Consider the following 22983-nt stretch of genomic DNA (forward strand, 5'->3'; position numbering starts at 1 on the left):
AAAATTAACATGAAACAATTTTTATTTGCAATTGCTTTAGCTGCTACTTTAGTAAGTTGTGATTCTACAAAACCAATTTCTCAGGAGAAATATCAAAAGAGTCTTGTAAAATATACAGATAAAATTTCTGAAGCTGAATTGAAAAAACAGCTTTACATCATTGCTGCGCCTGATATGGAAGGTAGAAATGCTGGAAGTGAAGGCGAAATAAAAGCGGGGAATTATATTTCTAATTATTACAAAGAGTTAGGAATTAATGGACCAAATAATAATTATTTCCAAATTATTCCTGCAGGTACTTTTAGCCGTGTAAAAGGTCAAATGAGAAATGTAATGGGATTCATCAAAGGATCAGAAAAACCAGAAGAAATTGTGGTGATTTCTGCTCATTATGATCACGAAGGAATAAAAGACGGAAAATTATATGCTGGCGCTGATGATGACGGTTCTGGAACTGTTGCTGTGATGGAAATTGGTCGTATTTTCCGCGAAGCTGAGAAAAAAGGAATCCGTCCAAAACGTTCGGTTTTATTGTTACATGTTTCTGGTGAAGAAAAAGGTTTATTAGGTTCTAAATATTATTCGGAGCATCCAATTTTTCCTCTTGCAAACACGGTTGCGAATGTTAATATTGATATGATTGGGCGCGTAGATTATGAGCACAACGAAAAAACAAGAGATTTTGTGTATGTTATTGGATCTGAAATGTTGTCTTCTGACTTACACAAAGCTGTTTTAGCTGCAAACAATGGTTTAGGAATTGATTTAGATATGCGTTACAATACGCCAGATGATCCAAATCGTTTTTATTATCGTTCGGATCACTACAACTTTGCAAAACATAACATTCCATCTGTTTTCTTTTTTAACGGAGTGCACGATGATTACCACAAACCAGGCGATACGCCAGATAAAATTGAATATGATTTATTGACGCGTCGTACAAAATTGGCTTTCAATACAATTTGGATTTTAGCAAACGCCGAAAATAGACCAGTTGTAGACAAAGAATCTCCAATGCCTTCGACAAGATAGTTATTGAGAATATAAAGCCAAAAAATCCCTTCAATTGAAGGGATTTTTTTGGCTTTATTTAAAATTTAAAACTTCTTTCATAAAACAATATTGTTGCAATTCCGTAACTTTGAGGAACAATAAAAAAACAAACAATGAATAACGATATTCTTAATTTGGAACCAAAAGCAATCTGGAAAAACTTTTCAGCATTGAACTCAGTTCCAAGACCTTCTAAAAAAGAAGAAAAAGTTCGTCAGTTTATCATCAAATTTGGTGAAGATTTAGGTTTACCTGTCGAAACAGATGAAGTAGGAAATGTTTTGATCAAAAAAGCAGCTTATCCAGGAATGGAAGACCGTAAAAAAGTGGTGATGCAATCACACTTGGATATGGTTTGTCAAAAAAATAACGATGTTACATTCGATTTTGAAACACAAGGAATTGAAATGTTGATTGAAGATGGAAAATTTGTTACGGCAAATGGAACAACTTTAGGTGCTGATAACGGAATTGGAGTTGCGACAATTATGTCAATTTTAGAATCGAAAGATATTCCTCATCCAGCTATTGAAGCGTTTTTCACGATTGACGAAGAAACTGGAATGACTGGTGCTTTAGGTTTGAAAGCAGGATTTTTATCTGGGAAAATTTTGTTGAATTTAGATACAGAAGAAGATGACGAATTAGACATTGGTTGCGCTGGTGGTGTTGATGTTACGGCTACAAAATCTTATACGGCAGAAGCTACTAACGGAACTGCTTTTACCTTAACATTAAAAGGTTTGAACGGTGGACACTCTGGAATGCAAATTCACGAAGGTTTAGGAAATTCGAACAAATTGATTGCTCGTTTGTTAAATGCTGCAACTGAATTTGGTTTACAAATCGCGCATATGGAAGGTGGAAGTTTACGTAACGCTATTCCTCGCGAATCTTGGGCTAAAATTGTGATTCCTACAGATAAAGTTGACGCTTTCAAAGCTTCTTACGAAACTTTACGTGCAGAAATTATTGAAGAATACGAAACGAAAGAGCCTAAAATGGTCATTACATTAGAATCAACTGATGCAACTGATGCAATGTCAGCACAAGATTCTAAAGTTTTTGTTCAAACGATTATGGCAGCTTTCAATGGTGTTTACAGAATGAGTCCAGATGTTGAAGGTTTAGTAGAAACGTCTAACAATGTGGCTCGCGTAGAAGTTATTGACGGAAATGCTCGTGTTTTATGTTTAACTCGTTCTTCTATAGAATCAGGTAAAGAAGCATTAGCACAAACATTAAAAGCTGGATTCGAATTAGGTGATTTTGAGGTTAAATTCTCAGGATCTTACCCTGGTTGGAAAGCAAATACTCATTCAGAAATTTTAGAATTGATGAAAGGAATTTATGTTTCAAAATTCGGAGAAGAACCAAAAGTTGTGGCATGTCACGCTGGTTTAGAATGTGGAATTATTGGAACAAATTATCCTGGTTTGGATATGATTTCTTTCGGTCCAAATATCTCTGGCGCTCACTCTCCTGACGAAAAAGTAGAAATTGCATCAGTTCAAAAATTCTGGGATTATTTATTAGATATTTTAAAAGATATTCCAAACGATGGTCCAGTTGATTACAGCTGTGCAAATTCAAAAAATATATAATTTAAGCTGAAAACTTAATCTAAAGACCACTTTTGCAAGTGGTCTTTTTTTTTTACATATTTTAATCTTAATTTTAGTTATTATTAATCATAATTAAATGTCATCAAATCGATATCCTCAACGCATTGTTTGCTTAACCGAAGAAGGAACCGAAATTCTGTATAATATTAACGAACAACATCGTTTAGTAGGAATTAGTGGATTTACATATCGTCCGCCACAAGCACGAAAAGAAAAACCTAAAGTTTCAACTTTTTTAGATGCAAAATTTGAAGATATTTTCAATTTGAAACCAGATTTGGTTGTAGGATATTCGGATTTACAAGCTGAAATTGCTGCAGAATTAATCAGAAGAGGAATTAATGTTTTTATTTTTAATCACCGAACAGTTGACGAAATTTTAAATATGATTTTACAATTTACGTCATTGATTGGTTCCCAAGAAAAAGGCTTGAAATTAGTCGAATCTTACGAAAAAAAACTCGAAGAAGTAAAACAACAAGCTGCTCTTCTTCCTTATCATCCAACTGTTTTTTTTGAAGAATGGGACGAGCCAATTATTGCGGGAAGTGCTTGGGTAAATGATTTGATTGAAATTGCTGGTGGAAAATTAGCTTTTCCAGAACTCAAAAATAAAGCTTTGGCAAAAGATCGCATTTTGTTGCATGAGCAAGTAATTGAACGAAATCCAGAAATTATTATCGGTTCGTGGTGTGGTAAAATGTTCAAACCCGAAAAAGTAAAACAACGAATTGGTTTTGAAAATGTAAAAGCTGTACAACAAAATCATCTTTACGAAATAAAATCTGAATTGATTTTACAACCTGGTCCTGCTGCCTTAACAGATGGTTTGGATAAAATTGTGGAGATTATTAAAAATTTTACTTTAAAATAATAAATATGAAAAAATTTTACTTCTTTTTATTCTTCATTTGTTCAATCTTATCATTTTCTCAATCATTGCAAGAAAAGTATGATAACAGTTTTGGAATATTTGAATTGAAATTTAATATAGATGAAAATGGTCATGCCAATTTTCAACAATTAGAACAAATTCAATGTGAAAATTGTAGTGAAAAACTAATCAAAAAGTTAAACAAGGAAACAATTAAATCGTTTAATAGAAATAGAAATAGAAATTATTATCAAGAAAAATATTCAAAAATTTCTAATGGTAAAAAAAAAGAGTTTTAATTTACCAATTGTATTTAAAATTAAAGATTTAGAGAAGTAACAATGTACATACAACAAATCTCAATTGATATAAATTCTACTCATAATATAAATGAAATTATTGATGAATTTGGATTGCTTTTATCTTTTTATAGGGGTAATGGACAGACGCAAGGATATAAAGAGTCTCAATTTTATAAAAATAATAAAATAGTTTGTTTACCATATAGTTTAGAAAAAGATAGCCTTCTTACATGTTTTAATAATTTTTATGTCAATCAACAAATAAAGAAAATTGAAGAACTATGTAAATCTAAGATTAATTTTAGTACAGTAGGAAAATCTTATGAAGATTATGATGGAGCTTGCCAATGTAAACAATCTGAATTCTATATTTTGATTACAAATTTTATTACAATTGAATCTCCAATAACATGTGGAAATTGTAATAAATCTGTTCCACTATACAAACTTCCTGTTTATTACGATTATGGATATTTACCAATATTAAGTTGGGAAACAAATTACCAAGCTTGTGATAATTTACAAATGAATTGCGAAGTTGGCGAGCGTTGGGCAACTAATCAAATGCAGAATATTAACTCACAATTATCTAAGCAAGGCTTAAAAATTTGTAAAGAAATAGAGAAATTAACTGATACACTAACTTATTATTATATTTACAATTACAGAAAAATTAAGAACGATTTTACAACTAATTGTCCTAACTGTAATAATAACTGGAAACTAAAAAGTCAATTATTTAATTTTTATGATTACAAATGTGATCATTGTAAAATTATTTCAACAATCACAATGAATTCATAAAAAAATCCCGCTAAAAGCGGGATTTAATTTATTGCTCATTTTCCAAACGTTTTCTTTCATCAATAATAGACTTTAAACTATTATATAAATTTTTTCCCTCAGTCGAATTTAATTTATTCAAAACAAATCGTTGCCCATTAAATAGTACAGCTCCATTATTATGACGATAAGTAGATGCGTTAATAAAATATTCTTTACCTTTCTCTATATCAATTTCTAAATATCTTTTTTCAGATAATTCATCACTAGATAAAACTAATTTTCCAATTTTTATAATAGGAATACTAATCATCTGATTTTCTTTTATACGAACCGTTTTGTCTCCCATAACGATTCTATGTTCTGAAGAAAGCCTATTTTCTCCTTCAAATGTTACAGCTTTTCCTTCTATATAAGTACAAAGTATATGAACCATCGCGTAATCTGCTGTAGCATCAAATGTATTATCAGATTCTTGATGAAAAGTTTCCATTTCTGAAGTTGTATTATAATAAATATTTGCTTTAAGTCTATAACAAGAACTAGCATAACTTGGTTCTTTAATCTCACTTATTAAAAGAATATTTCCATTGTTCTTTTTTGTTTGTTCAATAGCATTATTAAGAACTTCTCCCTTAGAGCATTCAGTTGAAAAACCTGAATCACCTATCTTAATACTTCCTAATAAAATTGATTTCGAAGGTAAATCCTCCTCATTATAAATCACTAAAACTTCTTTATTCTCTAATTTATTTGTACTTTGATTAATTAGTTTTGTTTTTACAGAGGATCCACAACTAAATAAAAATAACATTAACAAACAATAATATATATACTTCATCTTTTTTTATCAAATATAATAAAAAATCCCGCTGAAAGCGGGATTTAATTTATTGTATAATATTGACTTCTCGAACCAATGTTACGCCATATTTGGCCTTCACATCTTCTATAATTCGCTCAGATAAATCATATATTTCGCGTCCAGTTGCATTGCCATAATTCACCAAAACCAAAGCTTGTTTATCATGAACTCCCGCATCACCAAAACGTTTTCCTTTCCAACCTGCATGTTCTATCAACCAACCTGCGGCTAATTTAACACCTGAATCAGTTTTGTAATGAGAAATTTCTGGGTGAAGTTTTTCTATTTCAGCAAATTCTTCGTTCGAAATGACAGGGTTTTTAAAGAAACTTCCTGAATTCCCAATCTGCGAAGGATCTGGTAATTTACTTTGACGAATTTTGATCACAGCTGCACTAATCTCTTGAATCGTTGGATCAAAAATTTGTTCCTTTTCCAATTCAGATTTTATTGCACCATATTCAACATGAAGTTTATGATTTTTCTTCGTCAACTTAAATGTAACCGCTACCAAAACATATTGTCCTCTCAACTCATTTTTGAAAACAGATTCGCGATAACCAAAATGACATTCTTCATTTGTAAAAGTACGCTCATCTCCCGTTTCCAAAACTAATGTTTGAACTTCTTCGATATAATCCTTGACCTCAACGCCATACGCACCAATATTTTGCATCGGAGCAGTACCAACATTTCCAGGAATCAACGAAAGATTTTCTAATCCTCCGAAATCATTTTGCAACGTCCATTCAACAAAATTGTGCCAATTCTCGCTTCCTTGCGCTTTTACGTACACAAAATCATCATCTTCGTTGATAATTTCGATTCCTTTCAAATTCAATTTTAACACAATTCCTGGAAAATCGTCTACAAAAAGCATATTACTTCCTCCACCAATAAATAAAATCGGTAAATCTTTTTGACGACGAAAAACCAAAACTCTTCGCAAATCTTGAATAGTCGCAACATCAGCAAAATATTTTGCTTTCGCTTCTATTCCGAATGTGTTATATAATTTTAATGAATAATTTTCTATGATATCCATCTTCTTATTTTTCTTATGATCTAATTGTTCCTGGATATTGTTCCAAAGCTTCTTTCAAAATTTCGACAGAACGAACCAAATCTTCTTCTTTCAGAACATAAGCCAAACGAACTTCTTGAATTCCTGAATTTGGAGTTGAATAAAATCCTGCTCCTGGCGCCAACATTACTGTTTCTCCGTTTGACGAGAAAGATTCTAACAACCAAATTGCAAATTTCTCTGCGCTATCAACTGGTAATTGAATCATACAGTAGAAAGCTCCTTTTGGATTTGGACAAACCACTCCCGGAATTTGCTGTAAACCTGCAACTAATGTATTGCGACGTTTTAAATACTCTGTACGACAATCTTCAAAATAAGTTCCAACATTTCTGTGGGCTAAAGTTGCAATATATTGAGAAATTTCAACAGGACTTAAACGTGCTTGTGCATATAACATTGCAGCTTTTAAGAATTTCTCATTACGTGTAATCAAAGCTCCAGAACGTGCTCCACATAAAGAAAAACGTTTCGATTCTGAATCAATTACAATTGCATTATCTTTCAGTTCTGGAAAACTTAAAACAGATGTAAATTCTTCTTCTGTATATAAATATTCTGCATAAACTTCATCTGAAATTAAATAGATATCATGTTTAAGAACTAATTCTTTCAATTGATTTAATTCTTCTTTAGAATACACATATCCAGTTGGATTTCCAGGATTACAAATTAAAATTGCACGTGTTTTATCCGTAATTTTTTTCGCAAACTCCTCAACAGATGGTAAAGCAAAATTTTGCTCAATAGTTGATGGAACTGGAACAATATTTACATCATTTTCACATGTAAATCCGTTATAATTTGCATAAAAAGGTTCTGGAATAATAATTTCATCACCTGGATTTGCAATAATTCCGAAAATAAATAATAACGCTTCAGAACCTCCTAATGTTGCAATAAAATTCTCTGGCGTTAATTCGATTCCACGATTTGTAAAATAATCTGCCAAAGCTTGGCGATATTCTAATGTTCCTTCTGAGTGCGTATAAGAAATAATGTTTGAAGGGAAATTTTTCAATCCTTCTAAAACAGCTTTTGGCGACTCAATATCAGGTTGTCCAATATTTAAGTGATAAACTTTCGTTCCTCTTTTTTTCGCTGCATCTGCGTAAGGCACCAACTTTCTGATTGGAGAAGCTGGCATATTTTGTGATTTTTCAGATAATATTAACATTTATTGTAATTTTTTAAATTTGATTTGAATTCTTTGGTATTGTTTTTGTAATTTTAAAGTGTAAATATAAAAAACGTTTAATCTCAAAAAAAACTTTATTATGAGTAAATTAAATAATGCAACTAAATTATTAGCAGGTTTAGCAATCGGAACAGCAATCGGAGCAGTAGTAGGTTTATTATATGCACCAGAATCAGGGAAAGACACTCGCAAAAAATTAAAAAAAGAAGCTGACAAATACAAAAAAGAGTTAGACAAATACGCGAATGATTTTTCTGATAAAGCTAAAAAAACTAAAAAAGAATTAGAAGCTAAATTAGACGAAGTAAAATCAAAATTAGCTGAGCAAAAAGACGAGTTTGTTTCTAAAGCAAAAGAAGCTGGAAAAGATTTAAAATCTAAAGCAAACCAAACAAAAGAAGATTTAAAAGACGAGTTTCAAGAAAACGTAGGAGTTTAATTTCTTCGAAACACAACATTCCTTAAAATTTATAATTAACTTTGTCTGAAATAAATCAATTTTATGTTTAATGAACTAAAAGTTTATATTAATAATAGAATAACTTTAGCTAAATATGATCTCGTAGATTCGCTGAGCAACATGCTGGCGAGCGGTATTTATGTATTAATTATTGCCGTATTTTCTTTGTTTCTATTATTATTAGGAAGTTTAGCATTAGGATTTATTTTGGGAGGTTATTTTAATGATACAGGATTAGGTTTTCTTGCTGTAACTGGAATTTATTTCTTGATGATGGTACTTTCTATTTTATTTAGAAAGAAATTAAAACTTTTCTTGACAAATATTGCCGTAGAAAACGCTATGGAAGCTATGTCTAACCACGATGATGATGACGAAGACGACGATGAAGAATAAAGAACAAATATCTGCGATAAAAAATTTAGACGATTTGCGAATGGCAAAGCGTAAACTAAAATTGCAAATGAAAGTTGCCGAAAATAAGCATGATAATTCATTTGTAAACAAAGCAGTAAGTCTTGTAACAAATTTAAAATCTGATACAAGTTTCACTTCTTCTAAAGTTGAAAGTGCATTAAATTGGGCTGGAGATAAAGCTTCAAAAAAATATCCAATGAAAGGGATTACAAAAATTGTAATTTCTGGATTGATTATGATAGCGGTTCCAATCATTACGAGTAAAATTCAGGAATACATTGAAGAAAAATTATAAAATTATTTGATAATACAAAAACCACTTCGTTTGAAGTGGTTTTTTTGTGTGTTAATTTTAAGCTCGACTAATATTTTTCGTGAAAATATTCGTTTGGTATAATCGTTTTATTCTTTTTATCTACAGCTTCTTGGTTTCGCAATTCTACTCGACGTATTTTTCCTGAAATTGTTTTTGGCAAACTCTCCACAAACTGCACAATACGCGGAATTTTATAACGTGCCAAATGCTCTTCTGTATATCTAAAAATATCTTTCGCTAATTCTTCCGACGCATCATGTCCAGGCGCTAAAATAACAAAAGCTTTTACAGCATTACTGCGTAAATCGTGCGGACTTGCCACAACAGCAGCTTCCATAATGGCATCATGTTCCAACAAAGCGCTTTCTACTTCGAATGGTCCTACACGAAAATCAGACGCTTTTATCACATCATCATCACGTCCAACAAACCAAACATAACCATCTTCGTCCTTATAAGCTTTGTCTCCAGTATAATATAATCCATGCTTGAAAACTTTCGCCATTTTATCTTTCTGAATCAAATAAGTTTTGAAAATTCCGTTGATGGTTTCTTCATTATGCACAACACAAATATTTCCTTCTTCGCAATCTTGCACAATATTTCCATCATCATCTGCAATCACAATATCATACAAAAATGCAGGTTTACCCATCGATCCGTATTTAATCTTCTCATTTGGCAAATTCGCTATCATCGCAGTAGACTCTGATTGTCCGTAACCATCACGAATCGTAATTCCTGTACCTTCTTTCCAGACATCAATAATTTCGGGATTAAGAGGTTCACCAGCTGCAACACATTGACGAAGTTTGAAATCATAACTTTTCAAATCTTCTAAAATTAATACACGCAAAGCTGTTGGTGGCGCACAAAAAGTTGTTACACCCAAATCTTGAATGGTTTGTAATTGTTCTTTCGGAACAAATTTATCTGCATGATACCCCAAAATTGTCGCACCCATATTCCACGGAGCAAAGAAACTACTCCAAAAGAATTTCGCCCAACCTGGTTGAGAAATATTGTAATGCAAATCGCCTTTTTTCATTCCAACCCAAGAAGAAGTCGTGAAACCTCCAAGCGGATAAGTATAATGCGTGTGCACCACTACTTTCGGCATTCCTGTCGTTCCTGAGGTAAAGAAGTAGAATAAATCGTCATCAGGTTTTGTATCAGCAGCCTCAGCTTGCGTAGATTCTTTCCATAACTCATTGATATTTGTCCAACCTTCTCGTTCGCCTTCTGTGATTAATTTTACCTTAATCTTTTTATCAAATTTTGCTTCTGCTTCATCTATTTTTGATGCATTTGCTTGATCTGCTAAAGCAACTTCTGGAAAAGAAGATTCGAATCTAAAGGTTAAATCTCTTGCTTCTAAGGTTGTTGCGGCTGGAATAATAATTAATCCACCTTTGATAGATGCCAAATAACCAATCCAAGTAATCGGTAATAATGGAACTTGAGAAAACATTTTGTCTCCTTGTTTAATTCCTTTGTTTCTTAAATAGTTTAAGAATTGATTGTATTTATCAGCTAAATCCTGAAAAGTATAATCTTCTCGTTGATCATTATACTTCCAAATTAAACCTTTTTGTGTTCCTAATTGAGCTACATTGTAAGGTTCGAAAATATCCTTTACCCAATTGAATTTCTCTGGTTTAAAAATTTTAATTTCTTTTAATTGCGCATAATTCTCTTCTTCGATGGATAATCGAATAGAGTTAAACAATTCTTGTACTGTCATTTATTTGTGGTTTTGAATAAATATAGAAAAATTATTTATTCAAACAGAAGTTTTATGAATAAAAAAAGGATGATTTAATAAAATCATCCTTTTTGTTATTATTTGTTGAGAATATATTAATCTCTACCTCTTCTTGAGTTTCCTGTTCTGTTACGGTCTCCACCGCGGTAACCACCACGATCTCCACTTCTTGAATCTCTTGAGTCACGGTCACGATCTCCTCCACGGAATCCACCTCTGTCTCCTCCGCGATCACGATCTCCACCACGATAACCTCCACTTCTTTCGCGGTCATTATCACGACGACTATTGAAACCACGTCCGCGAGAATCTCCTCCTCTATCATTACGACGACGATCTCCTCCACGACGCTCACCATCACCACGTCTTGGTTCTGGTTTAGAGATTTGAACATCTAAATCTACACCATCACGTTGTGCATCTTTGAAAGATTCTAACACTAATGATTCGAATTGTGTATCAACTTCGAAGAAAGAGAAATTACGTAAAATTTCAATTTTTCCGATTTCGATGTTACGGTTACGAGTTTGCTCGTTGATTAAACCAATTAAGTTTGGAACACGTAAGTTGTGTTTTTGACCAATATTGATAAAGAAACGAGAGAAATCACGACCTCCACGGCGGTTAGAAGAACGATCTCCTCTATCACCACGATCTCCTTCAGAAGAAATATCTTTCGTGTTTTTGTAATATTCTAAGAAAGAATTGAACTCAACTGTCATGAAACGTTTTAATAAATCGTCACGATCTAAGTTTGCCAATTTTTCGTTTACAGTTTCCATGTAAGGCTCGATTAATTCTTCATCAACCTCGATGTTTTCGATTTTATCGATTAAAGAAATTAAACGTTTTTCACAGATTTCTGCTCCAGTTGGTACGTTTTTAGGCTCAATTTTAGAAGCAATTAATTTTTCTAAATCTCTAATTTTACGCGCTTCACGTCCTCCTGAGATAATGATAGAAATCCCTTTGTTACCCGCACGTCCTGTACGTCCTGAACGGTGTACATAAACTTCAGGATCATCTGGTAAATTGAAGTTGATTACGTGAGTCAACTCATTTACGTCGATACCACGAGCAGCAACGTCTGTTGCAACAAGGATTTGAATGTTTTGGTTACGGAATTTTTCCATCACGTGATCACGTTGTGATTGTGATAAATCTCCGTGTAATGCGTCTGCATTGTAACCATCTTGCATCAATTTATCTGCTACATCTTTCGCTTCGCGACGAGTTCTACAGAAAACGATACCATAAATATTTGGGTAATAATCGGCCAAACGTTTTAAAGCTAAGTAACGATCAGAAGAACGTACTAAGTAAACGTGGTGCTCGATATTTTTTGATGCAGTATTTACTTTACTTACAGCAATCTCAACTGGATTGTGCATATATTCTGAAGCGATACGACGAACCTCAGAAGGCATTGTAGCTGAGAATAATAAAGTTTGTTTTTCTTCTGGAGTTGTTTCTAAGATAGAATCGATTTCGTCACGGAATCCCATGTTCAACATCTCATCTGCCTCATCTAAAACTGTCCATGTGATGTCATTAATTTTTAATGCGCCACGTTTGATTAAGTCCATTGTACGACCTGGTGTTCCTACAACGATTTGTGGATTATCTTTTAATCCTCTAATTTGTTTAACGATGTCAGCACCACCGTAAACTGCCTGTACACGTACTCCACGCATATCTGCAGAAAAAGATTCTAATTCTTTTGCAATTTGTAAACATAATTCACGAGTAGGACACAAAATAATTGCTTGTACTGATTTTGAATTGCTGTCTAATTGATTTAAAACCGGAAGCCCGAATGCTGCAGTTTTTCCTGTACCTGTTTGCGCCAATGCAATAACATCTTGATCTGATGAAAGGATTTGAGGAATAGCTTTTTCTTGGATTGGAGATGGGTTAACGAAGCCCATTTTCTCAATTGCAGTTAGGATTTCTTCTTGAAGTCCTAATTCTTTGAATGTAATCATGTTAGATACGATACCGAGATAATGAAATTCATTTATATTCCATATCACCGGTTTTATTTTAAATTATTTAACCAACAGATATGAAAGAATAAAATTAAATGGCTGAGCAGCCTAAAAAATCCCTAAATGAATATTCTTTAACATCCGTACCTTAACTCTAAAAGGCTGTGCAAATGTAAGGATTATTTTTGAAATACACAACACACATTCATAATCCTTACAATTAATACACATAATATTATTTTATTGATAATGAATAAATTACTAACAATCTGCAATATTTACAGCAACTGCCAAACCTCCTTCGGAAGTTTCTTTGTATTTATTATTCATATCTTTTGCAGTTTCCCACATCGTATTCACAACTTTATCTAACGGAACTTTCGCAGTCAACGGATCTGTATCCAATGCTAATTCTGCCGCATTTATTGCTTTAATCGCTCCCATTGTGTTACGCTCGATACAAGGAATTTGTACCAAACCTCCAATCGGATCACACGTTAAACCTAAATGATGTTCCATTGCAATTTCGGCAGCCATTGTTACTTGCGCAGGAGTTCCTCCCATTAATTCGCATAATGCAGCTGCAGCCATAGCCGAAGATACACCGATCTCAGCTTGACAACCTCCCATTGCTGCAGAAATAGTTGCTCCTTTCTTAAAGATAGAACCAATAACTCCTGCTGTTGTTAAGAATTGTTCAATCTCTTTTTGACCAGCTTTATGATTTTCGATCACCAAATAATACATCAAAACTGCTGGAATAACTCCTGCACTTCCGTTTGTAGGAGCTGTTACAACTCTACCTAACGAAGCATTCACTTCATTAACAGCAAGAGCAAAACAACTTACCCATTTCAAGATTTGACGAAAATATACTTTGGTTTTTCGGATTGAAGCAATCCATTCTTGTGGATTAGAATAAGGTGTTGCTCCAACCAAATTCTTGTGCATATCATAAGCACGACGTTTCACGTTCAATCCGCCTGGTAAAATACCTTCTGTATGACAACCAATGTACATACACTCTAACATGGTATTCCAAACACGCATTAATTCGTGGTGAATTTCATCTTCTGTTCGGATTGTTTTTTCATTCTCGAACATGATTTCTGAAATCGATTTATTTTCTTTCGAACAAAATTCTAATAACTCTGTTGATGTATTAAATAAATATGGAAAGGCACAAGTGACATCTGTATTGGTAGCACTATCATCCTCTTTTGTAATAAATCCTCCTCCTATCGAATAAAACGTAGAAGAAAATTCTTCGTTCTCATAGAAAGCTGTAAACATCATTCCATTAGCGTGAAAAGATAAAAATTCACGATTGAAAACGATATCAGTTTCGGGATTAAAATCAATTAAAAATTTATTTCCAAAATTTAATTGTTTATTTGTATTGATCGTATTAATAATATTCGAGATATCATCAACAGGAATATATTCAGGATCAGCACCGCTTAGCCCTAACATTACTGCATAATCAGTTGCATGTCCTTTACCTGTAAGCGATAAAGAGCCATACAAATCTACACGAACTTTAGTAATTTTATTAAAGATAGATGCAGCTTCCAATTCTTTCAGAAAAGCTTCTGCAGCGCGCCAAGGACCTAAAGTATGCGAACTTGAAGGACCAACGCCAATTTTGAGCATATCAAATACTGAAATACAATCCATTTTGTACTTTTAATTTATATTTTTTCCACACAAGACAAATATAGCCGTTAAATTCTCATATTCGCTTTATTTAAGCAGTTTTTTTATCAACTTAAACAATTAATAAGCTTAAAATATTCATATTGAATGATATTAATACAAATAATTCAGCATCAAAAAAAGAGGTTACAACTAATTGTAACCTCTTTTCTATACTTTATTAAGTTTTTATTTAAACTTGTGCCAATATGGATAGATAATCGCTAAACCATAACCTATAAACACAAACAATGTAAACATGGTAAAAAGTGTTCCATCTGCCATAAATTCGGGCTGCATTGCTGCTGACACAAATAATGATGTTACAACCATATATACACCAATTCTTTTGTAAGATTTCACTAAAAAGATACCAATTAATGCAATAACTCCTAAAACAAGCGTTGCAATTGGATACCATTTTGGCATTTCTGGTGCATCTTCGTTCATCATTTGGCGGAACAAATAATCATTTGTCACCAATAATTGATAACCACGATAAAGAATACTCAAAATCAAGAAAACCATTATAAAAATCATTGACTTGAAAAGGAATGATGTTTTGTTTCCTTCGTGTTTCAAATCTTTTGTTTTGGTATTATCCGACATTAAAACTTTTGTGTCAAAAATGTCGTCACGTTCTTGATTTTGTTCTACTTTTTGATCTGTCATAGCTTTATTTTAAAATAAGAAATCATATCCTTTCAAACTCAATTTTTCGTATTTTTCTTCATCAAAACGATACAATTTAGATACTTTACGATGTTGTTTAGGATCAGTTGTATTACCTGTTTCGATAATTAAATTTGAGTTAAAGATTTTCTTTCTAAAGTTACGTTTATCCAACTCACGATTCAAGGCTTTTTCATACAAACTTTGTAATTGCGCAATTGTAAACTCATCTCCAAGTAAGTTAAATCCTACTGGACGACGCTTCACACGACGTTTTACACGCTCTTTTGCATATTTTACAATCTCATTGTGATCAAAAGCTAAATCCGGAACGCGATCGTAAGGAAACCATTCTCCACCTTGTGTTTTCACTTTTTCCTCTATTTGAGGCGTTAATTTAACCAAAGCATAGTAAGCAACATTTACAACACGTCCTAATGGATTACGAAAAACTTTTGTAAAGGCTTTCAATTGTTCAATATATGTTTGATGCTCATCGTAAGCAATTTTCTCAATCAATAATTCGTGAATTGCTTGATCGTTACTTACCGTTGGCGCAATATATTTTCCTGGCAAAACCAATGCTCCTTTGAAAGGATCGTTTAGTTTTTTGTACACCAATATTTTGAGATCTTCTCCATCAAACCCGAAAAGTACGAGACTTGAACATAGAGCGACCTGAAAATATTTTTCTTTTTCTTCGTCTGTCATTTTGTGGGATGATTAATAAATTGAAATTTATTTTTAATGAAAAATTGAATGCATCAATCTATTTTTATCGTTGAAAGATTCTTCTAACGAAATCATAGATTCTGTTCTCAATACATCATCAATTTGATCAATTTTGTAGATAACATCTTTCGCATCAGAAGTATCTCTTGCACGAATTTTACAGAAAATATTATATTTCCCTGAAACAACGTGAACCACTGTTACGTTAGGAATTTTATATAATTCATCTATCACTTTCTGAGTTTTGTTTGTTTTTGTAAGTAACAATCCTACATACGCAACAAACTGATAACCCATTTTATCATAATCTGTAATTAGTGTAGTTCCTTTGATGATTCCAGCCTCCTCTAATTTCTTAACACGTACGTGAATAGTACCAGCAGAAACATTCATTTTCTTTGCAATTTCTGTAAATGGCATTCTTGTATTGTCAATCAAATACATCAAAATTTTCTTATCAACATCATCAATTATGTAATTCATTTTCCTAATTTTTGATTATTATTATTATTTTAATAAAAAATCGAATTAATTTTTAGCAAAATTATAAATAAAACAAACAAACTTCAAAATATTTTTTAATGATTTATTTAATATTTTACTTTTGTTATAATAATAGTTCAAAAAAGAAAGAACTAATCACTTTTGTTTGTTTGCGCGAGTTTATTGTCTAACCACAATAAACTCATTTTTTTTTATTTAATTTTGACTAAACCACGGCGCTTTTGCTCCACCTTAGGTTGAGTAGTTTTTTGATACGTAACTTTGACCGTATCTTTTGTAGTTTGACGAGTAGAATCTATTCTTCTTTCCTCACTTTTAAACTGTTTCGGAAGTACAATCGAATCAAATCTTTCTTGTGGTTGCTCTTCTTTTTTAGCTTTAGTTTTCTTTTTACTTTCATCTAAACCTAAGAAACCTCTAAACGTATCGAAACTTTTGTTGTATTGTATTCCGACTCCGAAACTTTGATTCAAGTTGTTTTCCATTCCAGGTAATAAACCGAAAGTTGTAGGTTTTGTAAATGCTTTTAAGACCAAAGATCCATTATTTAATTTTGAAATATCGTAGGAAATATCAAAATTACCATCGAAATTCTCTTGTACATTTCTATTATTTGTAACCGCAATTCCATACGAACCACGCAAACTTAAACGATTATTAACGCGATATGAAACCGAAGTTCTAATTTTATCATTTGTCTCCGATTGTGCACTACCACCAACGTACTCCATTTGTATATCTACATTATTCGCAATAGATGATAACATGCCCGCAATTGTCGATAAACCAATATCAGCAGCTGTACTCGTTACACCAGACTGAACAGCCGATGCGTCACCAAATTTACCTGTCAATAAGATATAACTAAACTGAAGCATCTGTTCTTCTGTATTTGAACGGAATTTTGATTGTAACTGCGAATTGATATCTGAACCTGCATTAGGAATTGTTAATCCAAAATCGATAATAGGTTTCTTCAACGTTTCGGAAATATTAATTGATAGGAGAGCATCATAAATTTGCGAATATCCTACACCTAAATAGTCTCCAACATTTGATACCGAACGCTGATATTCTGCCGTAATATTAAGCGTTGCATCGAGCGGATTTCCTGCAAATTGTACCGAAGATCCTTTTTTGATTTTAAAATCTTTCGGAATCAACGGAAATTGTCTAAACTCATATGTACCACTTTCTATATTATATACACCTGTAATACTCAATCCAGCTTTATTCATTAAGAATCTAAGATTTTCTGCTGTACCACGTGCTGTCGCTTTATCGTTTGTAGCTGCATCAAAAATCAAATTCACCATTGCATTTGGATACGCATTAATGTTGACATCTATCGACATTCCTTTTGGCGCATGCGGTTCATTATTTTTAGATTTTTCGTCCAGATATTGGTTAGGAACAAAACGAACCAAGTTATTTTCTGACTCAATTGTTGTACTTCCTGTATTAATTGTCAATTCAGAATTCCCTACAACAGTCGCATCACCAGCAATTTCCAACTCCTCTACCGCACCAAACATAGAGACATTTCCTTTGGCAAATACTTTTCCATAAAATAGTTCATTGTCTTTTATAGATGTATTCATCACCAATAAATTTTGCGTATCGAAATCTAAGTTGAGACCCCATTTAGACAGGTTGCGGAAAAGAATTGCTCCGTCAACCTTTCCTTTTGTATTGTAAGCAGTGTCTTTAAATGCAATATCATTCAAAATAATACTTCCTTGTCCTGCACCTTGTTTCGAAACAAATAGGTCGTTTTCTCCTTCAAATAAATAATCTGTTCCTAAGAAATTAACTTTTAATCCAAGGTCTTTTGCAACCATATTCCCACTAAGATTTGGCAAGTCAACAGGTCCTGTAATTTTTAAATCACCAGATAAAGTTCCACGCATATTAGAAAAAACAGATTTTAAAAATCCTTCTAAGAAATCGATGTGAAACTCATCAAAATTGGCATCTACATCAACCTCAGGTCCAGTTGGTTTATTGATAATATTACCATAAGCAACCAACGATTGAATTTGCTCTTTCTGTAAACTTGTTTCAAAATTAAATTGTTTATCCGCTACATTATAACCTCCTTGCAACGTCAAATTACCAAGCTCAAAATCATTTAAACCTAACTTATCAATTTTAGCTTCAAGTGTTGGTTCAAGTTTTTCTTTTGTACGAATAATATCTACTTTACCATTTGCTATACCGACAATTTTTAGATTATTCAATAATGTTTTAGGTATAATTTTTTCTAAATGCAAATCTTTAAAATCAGCATTAAATTTATAATCTGTATTATTATTAAATAAACCACTCACCTTCAGATATTGTTCTTCCGATTCTAATGATAAATCTTCAACTTTTAATGATTTATTGATTCGATTAAAAATTACACGATTCGAATTTGCATCATTCAAATGATTAATTGTCCATTGTGTCGAATCAATTTGTATTGTTGAAGGAGAAAATCCAAAAATCAAATCATTATTATTCTGAACTGTATGAAAAAGATTCAGATTAAATAAAATTGGATTTTTTCGACCAATATTAAAATCTGTTTTCACAATCATTGTATCATTCTTCGGAATCGAATTTACATTAATCGCATTAATCGTTACACCACTTACTTTCAAACTATCAATCTTCGCATTCAACGTTGGCAACTCAGCAATTGTATTTAGATTAACATTAGATTGGAACAATTGAATTCCGGCATATTTGATTCCAGGCGTTTCAAGCGTCGCTTCCAACTGATTTTTCGTTCCATCTATATAACCTTTGATATGCGTATCTGGCTCAATCGAAATCGATGAATCGATATATTGTAATAAATTTTCTTGCACATAAACATCAAACGAAAAAGCCTGATTTGGCGAAACTTTTTTATGACGGAAAGATGGAACTAAATCTACAAGCGAATTATTGATGACATTGGCAACTTCTGTAATATTATAGCGACCATCTACTGTAGCGCGCATATAATTAGGAACATCCAAAGTCATGATTTTATGCGAACCATCTATTTGAGAATTCAACATGACATGTGACAATTCTAACGTATCTTTTTTCGAACGGAAGTAAAGATTTTTCACATCAATATTTCCTCTGAAATCATTAATATTTGTCAGCTTAAAATTCCCTTCAACATCGCCACGTACAATTGCATTTAGATTTTTTGTAACGCCAAGAAAATCTAAATTAATTTGACGAATATTCGAAGTAAAATCAAAATCATAAGGTTTTCCACTAAAGTTAATTTTACCTTTCAATTGCGCATTTAGATTTGGATCTTTGATATCGAACAAGCCATTGAATTGATAATTTTTGACCAAACCATCAACCGTAATATTTTGATAACGTTTACCCATCAAATCCATGTAACGAAGCATTCCGTCAACATCTAAATTGATATTTTTCAGATCTGTTCCTCGTCCATCAAATCTAAACTTCCCACTTACATAACCCAAATCTTTTGCATTTGTCAATTGACGAAGATTTAAATTTTTCGCATCTAAAGTTCCTTTATAAATTAAGGCTTTTACATTTTTATAATTCTTGATTTGCGCTTTAATATCAGCATCTCCAAGTCCAGAAACTGCGTAACCATTTGCATGGATTTCATTCGGATTTAATGCAATATCTCCACGATAATTTAGGTTTCCAAAACGAGTCAATAGATCAGGAATCTTTTTCGAAACAAAGGTTGGAAGTAATTTTGTGATTTTTTGATATGATGTATTGATTTTTACATTTCTTGTCGAAAAATTCAGCAAAGAACCATGCAAAACATCTTGTAATTGCAAGCGAGAAGCGCCAACATAATTGTCTTCACCTTTCAATTCGAAATCAGAAAAAGTCAAATTATTCAGTGTTCCATTTACTTTTCCATATAAATCTACTGACGAATTTTTATCAAATAAAGGAGTAAAATAACGAATTTCCTTAAAGTTAATTTTAGAACCTCGATCAAAGAAAACATCCCAACGAACTTTATTTTCAAAGTCACTCATATCCGAAGGCTCGTCATAACTCAACAATAAATTTCCATTCAAAACAGATGTATCCGTTCTCAAATTCAAATTGCCAACTCGAATTTCTTTTTTCGAATAATGAACTTTTCCTGTAAAGTTTTGTACGTTATACGTTTCTTTATTTTTTGTCGCAACAAAGCAGAAGTTTTCTAAATCAGCCGTAATATCAGAATCAACTAATCGAAACTTCTTAACCGTCATGTTCAACTGTTTTGAATCCAACCAGATATTCCCAGAATTTTGATTAACAATTGAAACTTTACCATCTTCCAAAATAAAATCTCCATCCAATTTGAAAATCTTTTTCGGATCTTTTGGTTTATCAGAACTAAAACCGTTCACAAATTTGATAAAATTCGAAATTGAATCGCCTTTGTACGTAATCACACGAACTTCGGGTTCAATCAATTTTACCTCACTCAAATCAATATGATCTTTTTTGATTCCTGGTAGAAGTGTCCAAAGATTAATTGTCGTTTCCAAGGTTTTCGACTTCATAAAATCATATTTATGATCGTCTTTTATCTTAACGCCATGGAAATATATTCGTCCAAAAAAATCAATATCCACTGAATCCACATACATTTGTGTATTCAACGATTTATTTAATTTTTCTAAGGCAAAGTGAGCTATTTTTGTCTGTACCGCAGGGATTTGTATTGCGATTGCTACTGTTAAAACAAGAGTTAAAACGAGTATAATCAACGACAATAAAAATCTTCCTATTCGTCTGACTATTTTCAATGGTTTAAATTTACGATATTTGCAGGGTAAAAATAAGTTATAAATTTTATTCTACAAGGAATTATGAGCGATAAAAACTACATTTTAGCCATAGAATCTTCTTGTGATGATACAGGCGCAGCAATTATTGACGGAAATAAAATTATTTCTAATGTTGTGGCAAGCCAAAAAATTCACGAAATATATGGTGGCGTAGTACCAGAATTAGCTTCGAGAGCACATCAACAAAATATTGTTCCCGTCGTAGATCAAGCCCTAAAACAGGCAAATATTAACAAAGAAGAACTTAAAGCAATTGCGTATACGCGTGGTCCAGGATTGATGGGATCGCTTTTGGTTGGCGGAAGTTTTGCGAAATCTTTCAGTCAATCATTGGATATTCCGTTAATTGAAGTTAATCACATGCAAGCACATATTTTGGCAAATTTTATTGAAGATGCCAATGACGAAAAACCAACTTTTCCATTTTTATGTTTGACGGTTTCTGGTGGACATACTCAAATCGTAAAAATCAATAATTATTTTGAGATGGAAATTTTAGGAGAAACGATTGATGATGCAGCTGGTGAAGCGTTTGATAAAGCGGGTAAAATTTTAAATTTACCTTATCCTGCAGGTCCAATTATCGACAAAAAATCTAAGATTGGAGATCCTACAAAATTCAAATTTGCAAAACCAAAAATTGAAGGTTTAAACTTTAGTTTTAGCGGTTTCAAAACGTCAATTTTATATTTTATTCAGAAAGAAGTTAAAGCGAATCCAAATTTTATCGAAGAAAATATTGACGATTTGTGCGCTTCTATTCAACATTCTATTGTTAATATTTTGATGGAAAAAGTAAAAAAAGCTTCGGACGAAACTGGAATTAAACAAATTGCGATTGCAGGAGGAGTTTCGGCAAATTCTGAAATCCGTCAACGATTAAAAGATGGAGAAACAGAATTTGGTTGGAAAACTTTTATTCCAAAATTTGCATACACAACAGATAATGCGGCGATGATTGCAATGGTTGGAAGTTTAAAATTTGATCAAGAGTTATTTACAGAAAACACAGCGAAATCTGTGGCTAAATACCATATTTAATGAAATTATTTTTTGGAGAAATTCATCAAGAAACGGCTATTCTGAACGAAGAAGAAAGTCATCATTTCACGAAAGTTTTACGCGGAAATGAAGGCGATTTGGTGCATGTAACAGATGGAAAAGGAAATTTGGCTGAAGTTGAAATTACATCAATTTCTAAAAAAGCAGTTGAAGGAAAAGTAATTGATTTAAAAACAAATTTCGAGCAGAAAAATTACTATTTACATGTTGCAATTGCACCAACAAAAACGATGGAACGTTTGGAATTTTTCTTGGAAAAAGCAACCGAAATTGGTATTGATGAAATTACATTTTTGCAAACTTTTCATTCGGAACGAAAAAATATTAAGATTGAACGAATCGAAAAAATTGTTCAGTCTGCAACAAAACAATCGTTGAAAGCGTATTTGCCAAAAGTAAATGATTTGACAAAATTCAATGAGTTTATCAAGCAGAATTTTGAAGGTTTCACGAAATGTATTGCGCATTGCGAAGCAGATATTGAACGCACGCCTTTGCGAACAGTTTTGGAAAATAATCCGCAGAAAATTTTAATTATGATTGGTCCTGAAGGTGATTTTTCGCGAGATGAAATTTTAGCTGCAGAAGATCATAATTTTACAGGAATTAGTCTTGGACATCAACGTTTCCGTACTGAAACTGCCGCTTTACAAGCTGTTTTTGCTGTTGATTGGGGATTGAAATAAATCGATTAAAACTATTACTTCATACAAAAACCGATTCTGTTGAATCGGTTTTTTTCTTTTTATCTGAAAA

20 protein-coding genes are annotated in these 22983 nt (G+C 32.4%); 10 read left to right on the forward strand and 10 right to left on the reverse strand.

The window, feature by feature from the left end; genetic code table 11:
- Nucleotides 1-9 precede the first annotated feature (9 nt).
- From N5D90_RS06325 to N5D90_RS06345, 5 genes are all read left to right on the forward strand, one after another.
- Nucleotides 10-1035 (forward strand): M28 family peptidase, encoded by a 1026-nt coding sequence (locus N5D90_RS06325; RefSeq protein ID WP_280051609.1) that lies wholly within the window; start codon nucleotides 10-12, stop codon nucleotides 1033-1035.
- Between the two features lie 134 nt (nucleotides 1036-1169).
- Complete coding sequence (locus N5D90_RS06330) at nucleotides 1170-2660, forward strand: aminoacyl-histidine dipeptidase (RefSeq protein ID WP_038336337.1); 1491 nt, start codon at nucleotides 1170-1172, stop codon at nucleotides 2658-2660.
- Between the two features lie 97 nt (nucleotides 2661-2757).
- Nucleotides 2758-3555, forward strand: a complete 798-nt coding sequence (locus N5D90_RS06335) for a cobalamin-binding protein (protein ID WP_280061942.1) — start codon at nucleotides 2758-2760, stop codon at nucleotides 3553-3555.
- A 5-nt stretch (nucleotides 3556-3560) separates the two neighbouring features.
- Complete coding sequence (locus N5D90_RS06340; protein ID WP_280061943.1) at nucleotides 3561-3854, forward strand: hypothetical protein; 294 nt, start codon at nucleotides 3561-3563, stop codon at nucleotides 3852-3854.
- Between the two features lie 42 nt (nucleotides 3855-3896).
- On the forward strand, nucleotides 3897-4661 hold the full coding sequence (locus tag N5D90_RS06345; protein WP_280061944.1) for a DUF2310 family Zn-ribbon-containing protein: 765 nt from the start codon (nucleotides 3897-3899) through the stop codon (nucleotides 4659-4661).
- Between the two features lie 28 nt (nucleotides 4662-4689).
- Here the strand turns inward: N5D90_RS06345 and N5D90_RS06350 are convergent, their stop codons facing one another.
- The 3 genes from N5D90_RS06350 to N5D90_RS06360 are packed head-to-tail and all read right to left on the reverse strand — an operon-like array spanning nucleotide 4690 to nucleotide 7766.
- Complete coding sequence (locus tag N5D90_RS06350) at nucleotides 4690-5481, reverse strand: hypothetical protein (RefSeq protein WP_280061945.1); 792 nt, start codon at nucleotides 5479-5481, stop codon at nucleotides 4690-4692.
- A 49-nt stretch (nucleotides 5482-5530) separates the two neighbouring features.
- Nucleotides 5531-6550 carry a UDP-N-acetylmuramate dehydrogenase gene (gene murB, locus N5D90_RS06355; protein ID WP_280061946.1) on the reverse strand — a complete coding sequence of 340 codons (1020 nt, stop codon included), beginning with the start codon at nucleotides 6548-6550 and terminating at the stop codon, nucleotides 5531-5533.
- Nucleotides 6551-6563: 13 nt separating this feature from the next.
- Nucleotides 6564-7766, reverse strand: coding sequence for a pyridoxal phosphate-dependent aminotransferase (locus tag N5D90_RS06360; protein ID WP_280061947.1), 1203 nt, complete (start codon nucleotides 7764-7766; stop codon nucleotides 6564-6566).
- Between the two features lie 100 nt (nucleotides 7767-7866).
- Here N5D90_RS06360 and N5D90_RS06365 point away from each other — a divergent pair, with 100 nt between their 5' ends.
- From N5D90_RS06365 to N5D90_RS06375, 3 genes are all read left to right on the forward strand, one after another.
- Nucleotides 7867-8226 (forward strand): YtxH domain-containing protein, encoded by a 360-nt coding sequence (locus tag N5D90_RS06365; RefSeq protein WP_038336332.1) that lies wholly within the window; start codon nucleotides 7867-7869, stop codon nucleotides 8224-8226.
- A 63-nt stretch (nucleotides 8227-8289) separates the two neighbouring features.
- A complete protein-coding gene (locus N5D90_RS06370; protein ID WP_038336331.1) occupies nucleotides 8290-8643 on the forward strand; it encodes a phage holin family protein in 354 nt (117 codons plus the stop codon).
- Nucleotides 8633-8959: a hypothetical protein gene (locus N5D90_RS06375; protein WP_038336330.1), complete on the forward strand. Its 327-nt coding sequence runs from the start codon at nucleotides 8633-8635 to the stop codon at nucleotides 8957-8959. The genes N5D90_RS06370 and N5D90_RS06375 overlap by 11 nt, the downstream gene beginning before the upstream one ends.
- A 67-nt stretch (nucleotides 8960-9026) precedes the next feature.
- Here N5D90_RS06375 and N5D90_RS06380 read toward each other — a convergent pair whose 3' ends face one another.
- From N5D90_RS06380 to N5D90_RS06410, 7 genes are all read right to left on the reverse strand, one after another.
- Nucleotides 9027-10724: an AMP-binding protein gene (locus N5D90_RS06380; protein ID WP_180906377.1), complete on the reverse strand. Its 1698-nt coding sequence runs from the start codon at nucleotides 10722-10724 to the stop codon at nucleotides 9027-9029.
- Between the two features lie 116 nt (nucleotides 10725-10840).
- The gene (locus tag N5D90_RS06385; RefSeq protein ID WP_260392429.1) at nucleotides 10841-12778 is read right to left on the reverse strand and encodes a DEAD/DEAH box helicase; all 1938 of its coding nucleotides are present in this window, start codon (nucleotides 12776-12778) and stop codon (nucleotides 10841-10843) included.
- A gap of 216 nt (nucleotides 12779-12994) precedes the next feature.
- The gene (locus N5D90_RS06390) at nucleotides 12995-14410 is read right to left on the reverse strand and encodes an L-serine ammonia-lyase (RefSeq protein ID WP_280061948.1); all 1416 of its coding nucleotides are present in this window, start codon (nucleotides 14408-14410) and stop codon (nucleotides 12995-12997) included.
- Nucleotides 14411-14617: 207 nt separating this feature from the next.
- The gene (locus tag N5D90_RS06395) at nucleotides 14618-15100 is read right to left on the reverse strand and encodes a hypothetical protein (protein ID WP_038336323.1); all 483 of its coding nucleotides are present in this window, start codon (nucleotides 15098-15100) and stop codon (nucleotides 14618-14620) included.
- Nucleotides 15101-15109: 9 nt separating this feature from the next.
- A complete protein-coding gene (locus N5D90_RS06400) occupies nucleotides 15110-15811 on the reverse strand; it encodes an NrtR DNA-binding winged helix domain-containing protein (protein WP_125350221.1) in 702 nt (233 codons plus the stop codon).
- Nucleotides 15812-15844: 33 nt separating this feature from the next.
- The gene (locus tag N5D90_RS06405; RefSeq protein WP_038336320.1) at nucleotides 15845-16315 is read right to left on the reverse strand and encodes an Lrp/AsnC family transcriptional regulator; all 471 of its coding nucleotides are present in this window, start codon (nucleotides 16313-16315) and stop codon (nucleotides 15845-15847) included.
- A 212-nt stretch (nucleotides 16316-16527) separates the two neighbouring features.
- Nucleotides 16528-21123 (reverse strand): translocation/assembly module TamB domain-containing protein, encoded by a 4596-nt coding sequence (locus N5D90_RS06410; RefSeq protein ID WP_280061949.1) that lies wholly within the window; start codon nucleotides 21121-21123, stop codon nucleotides 16528-16530.
- Between the two features lie 63 nt (nucleotides 21124-21186).
- On the opposite strand from N5D90_RS06410, the gene tsaD reads away from it, so the two are divergent.
- Complete coding sequence (gene tsaD / locus N5D90_RS06415) at nucleotides 21187-22206, forward strand: tRNA (adenosine(37)-N6)-threonylcarbamoyltransferase complex transferase subunit TsaD (RefSeq protein WP_280045759.1); 1020 nt, start codon at nucleotides 21187-21189, stop codon at nucleotides 22204-22206.
- Nucleotides 22206-22913, forward strand: a complete 708-nt coding sequence (locus N5D90_RS06420; protein ID WP_280061950.1) for an RsmE family RNA methyltransferase — start codon at nucleotides 22206-22208, stop codon at nucleotides 22911-22913. The genes tsaD and N5D90_RS06420 overlap by 1 nt, the downstream gene beginning before the upstream one ends.
- Nucleotides 22914-22983 lie beyond the last annotated feature (70 nt).

It is taken from the genome of Empedobacter sp. GD03797, assembly GCF_029842105.1.
GTDB lineage: Bacteria > Bacteroidota > Bacteroidia > Flavobacteriales > Weeksellaceae > Empedobacter > Empedobacter falsenii_C.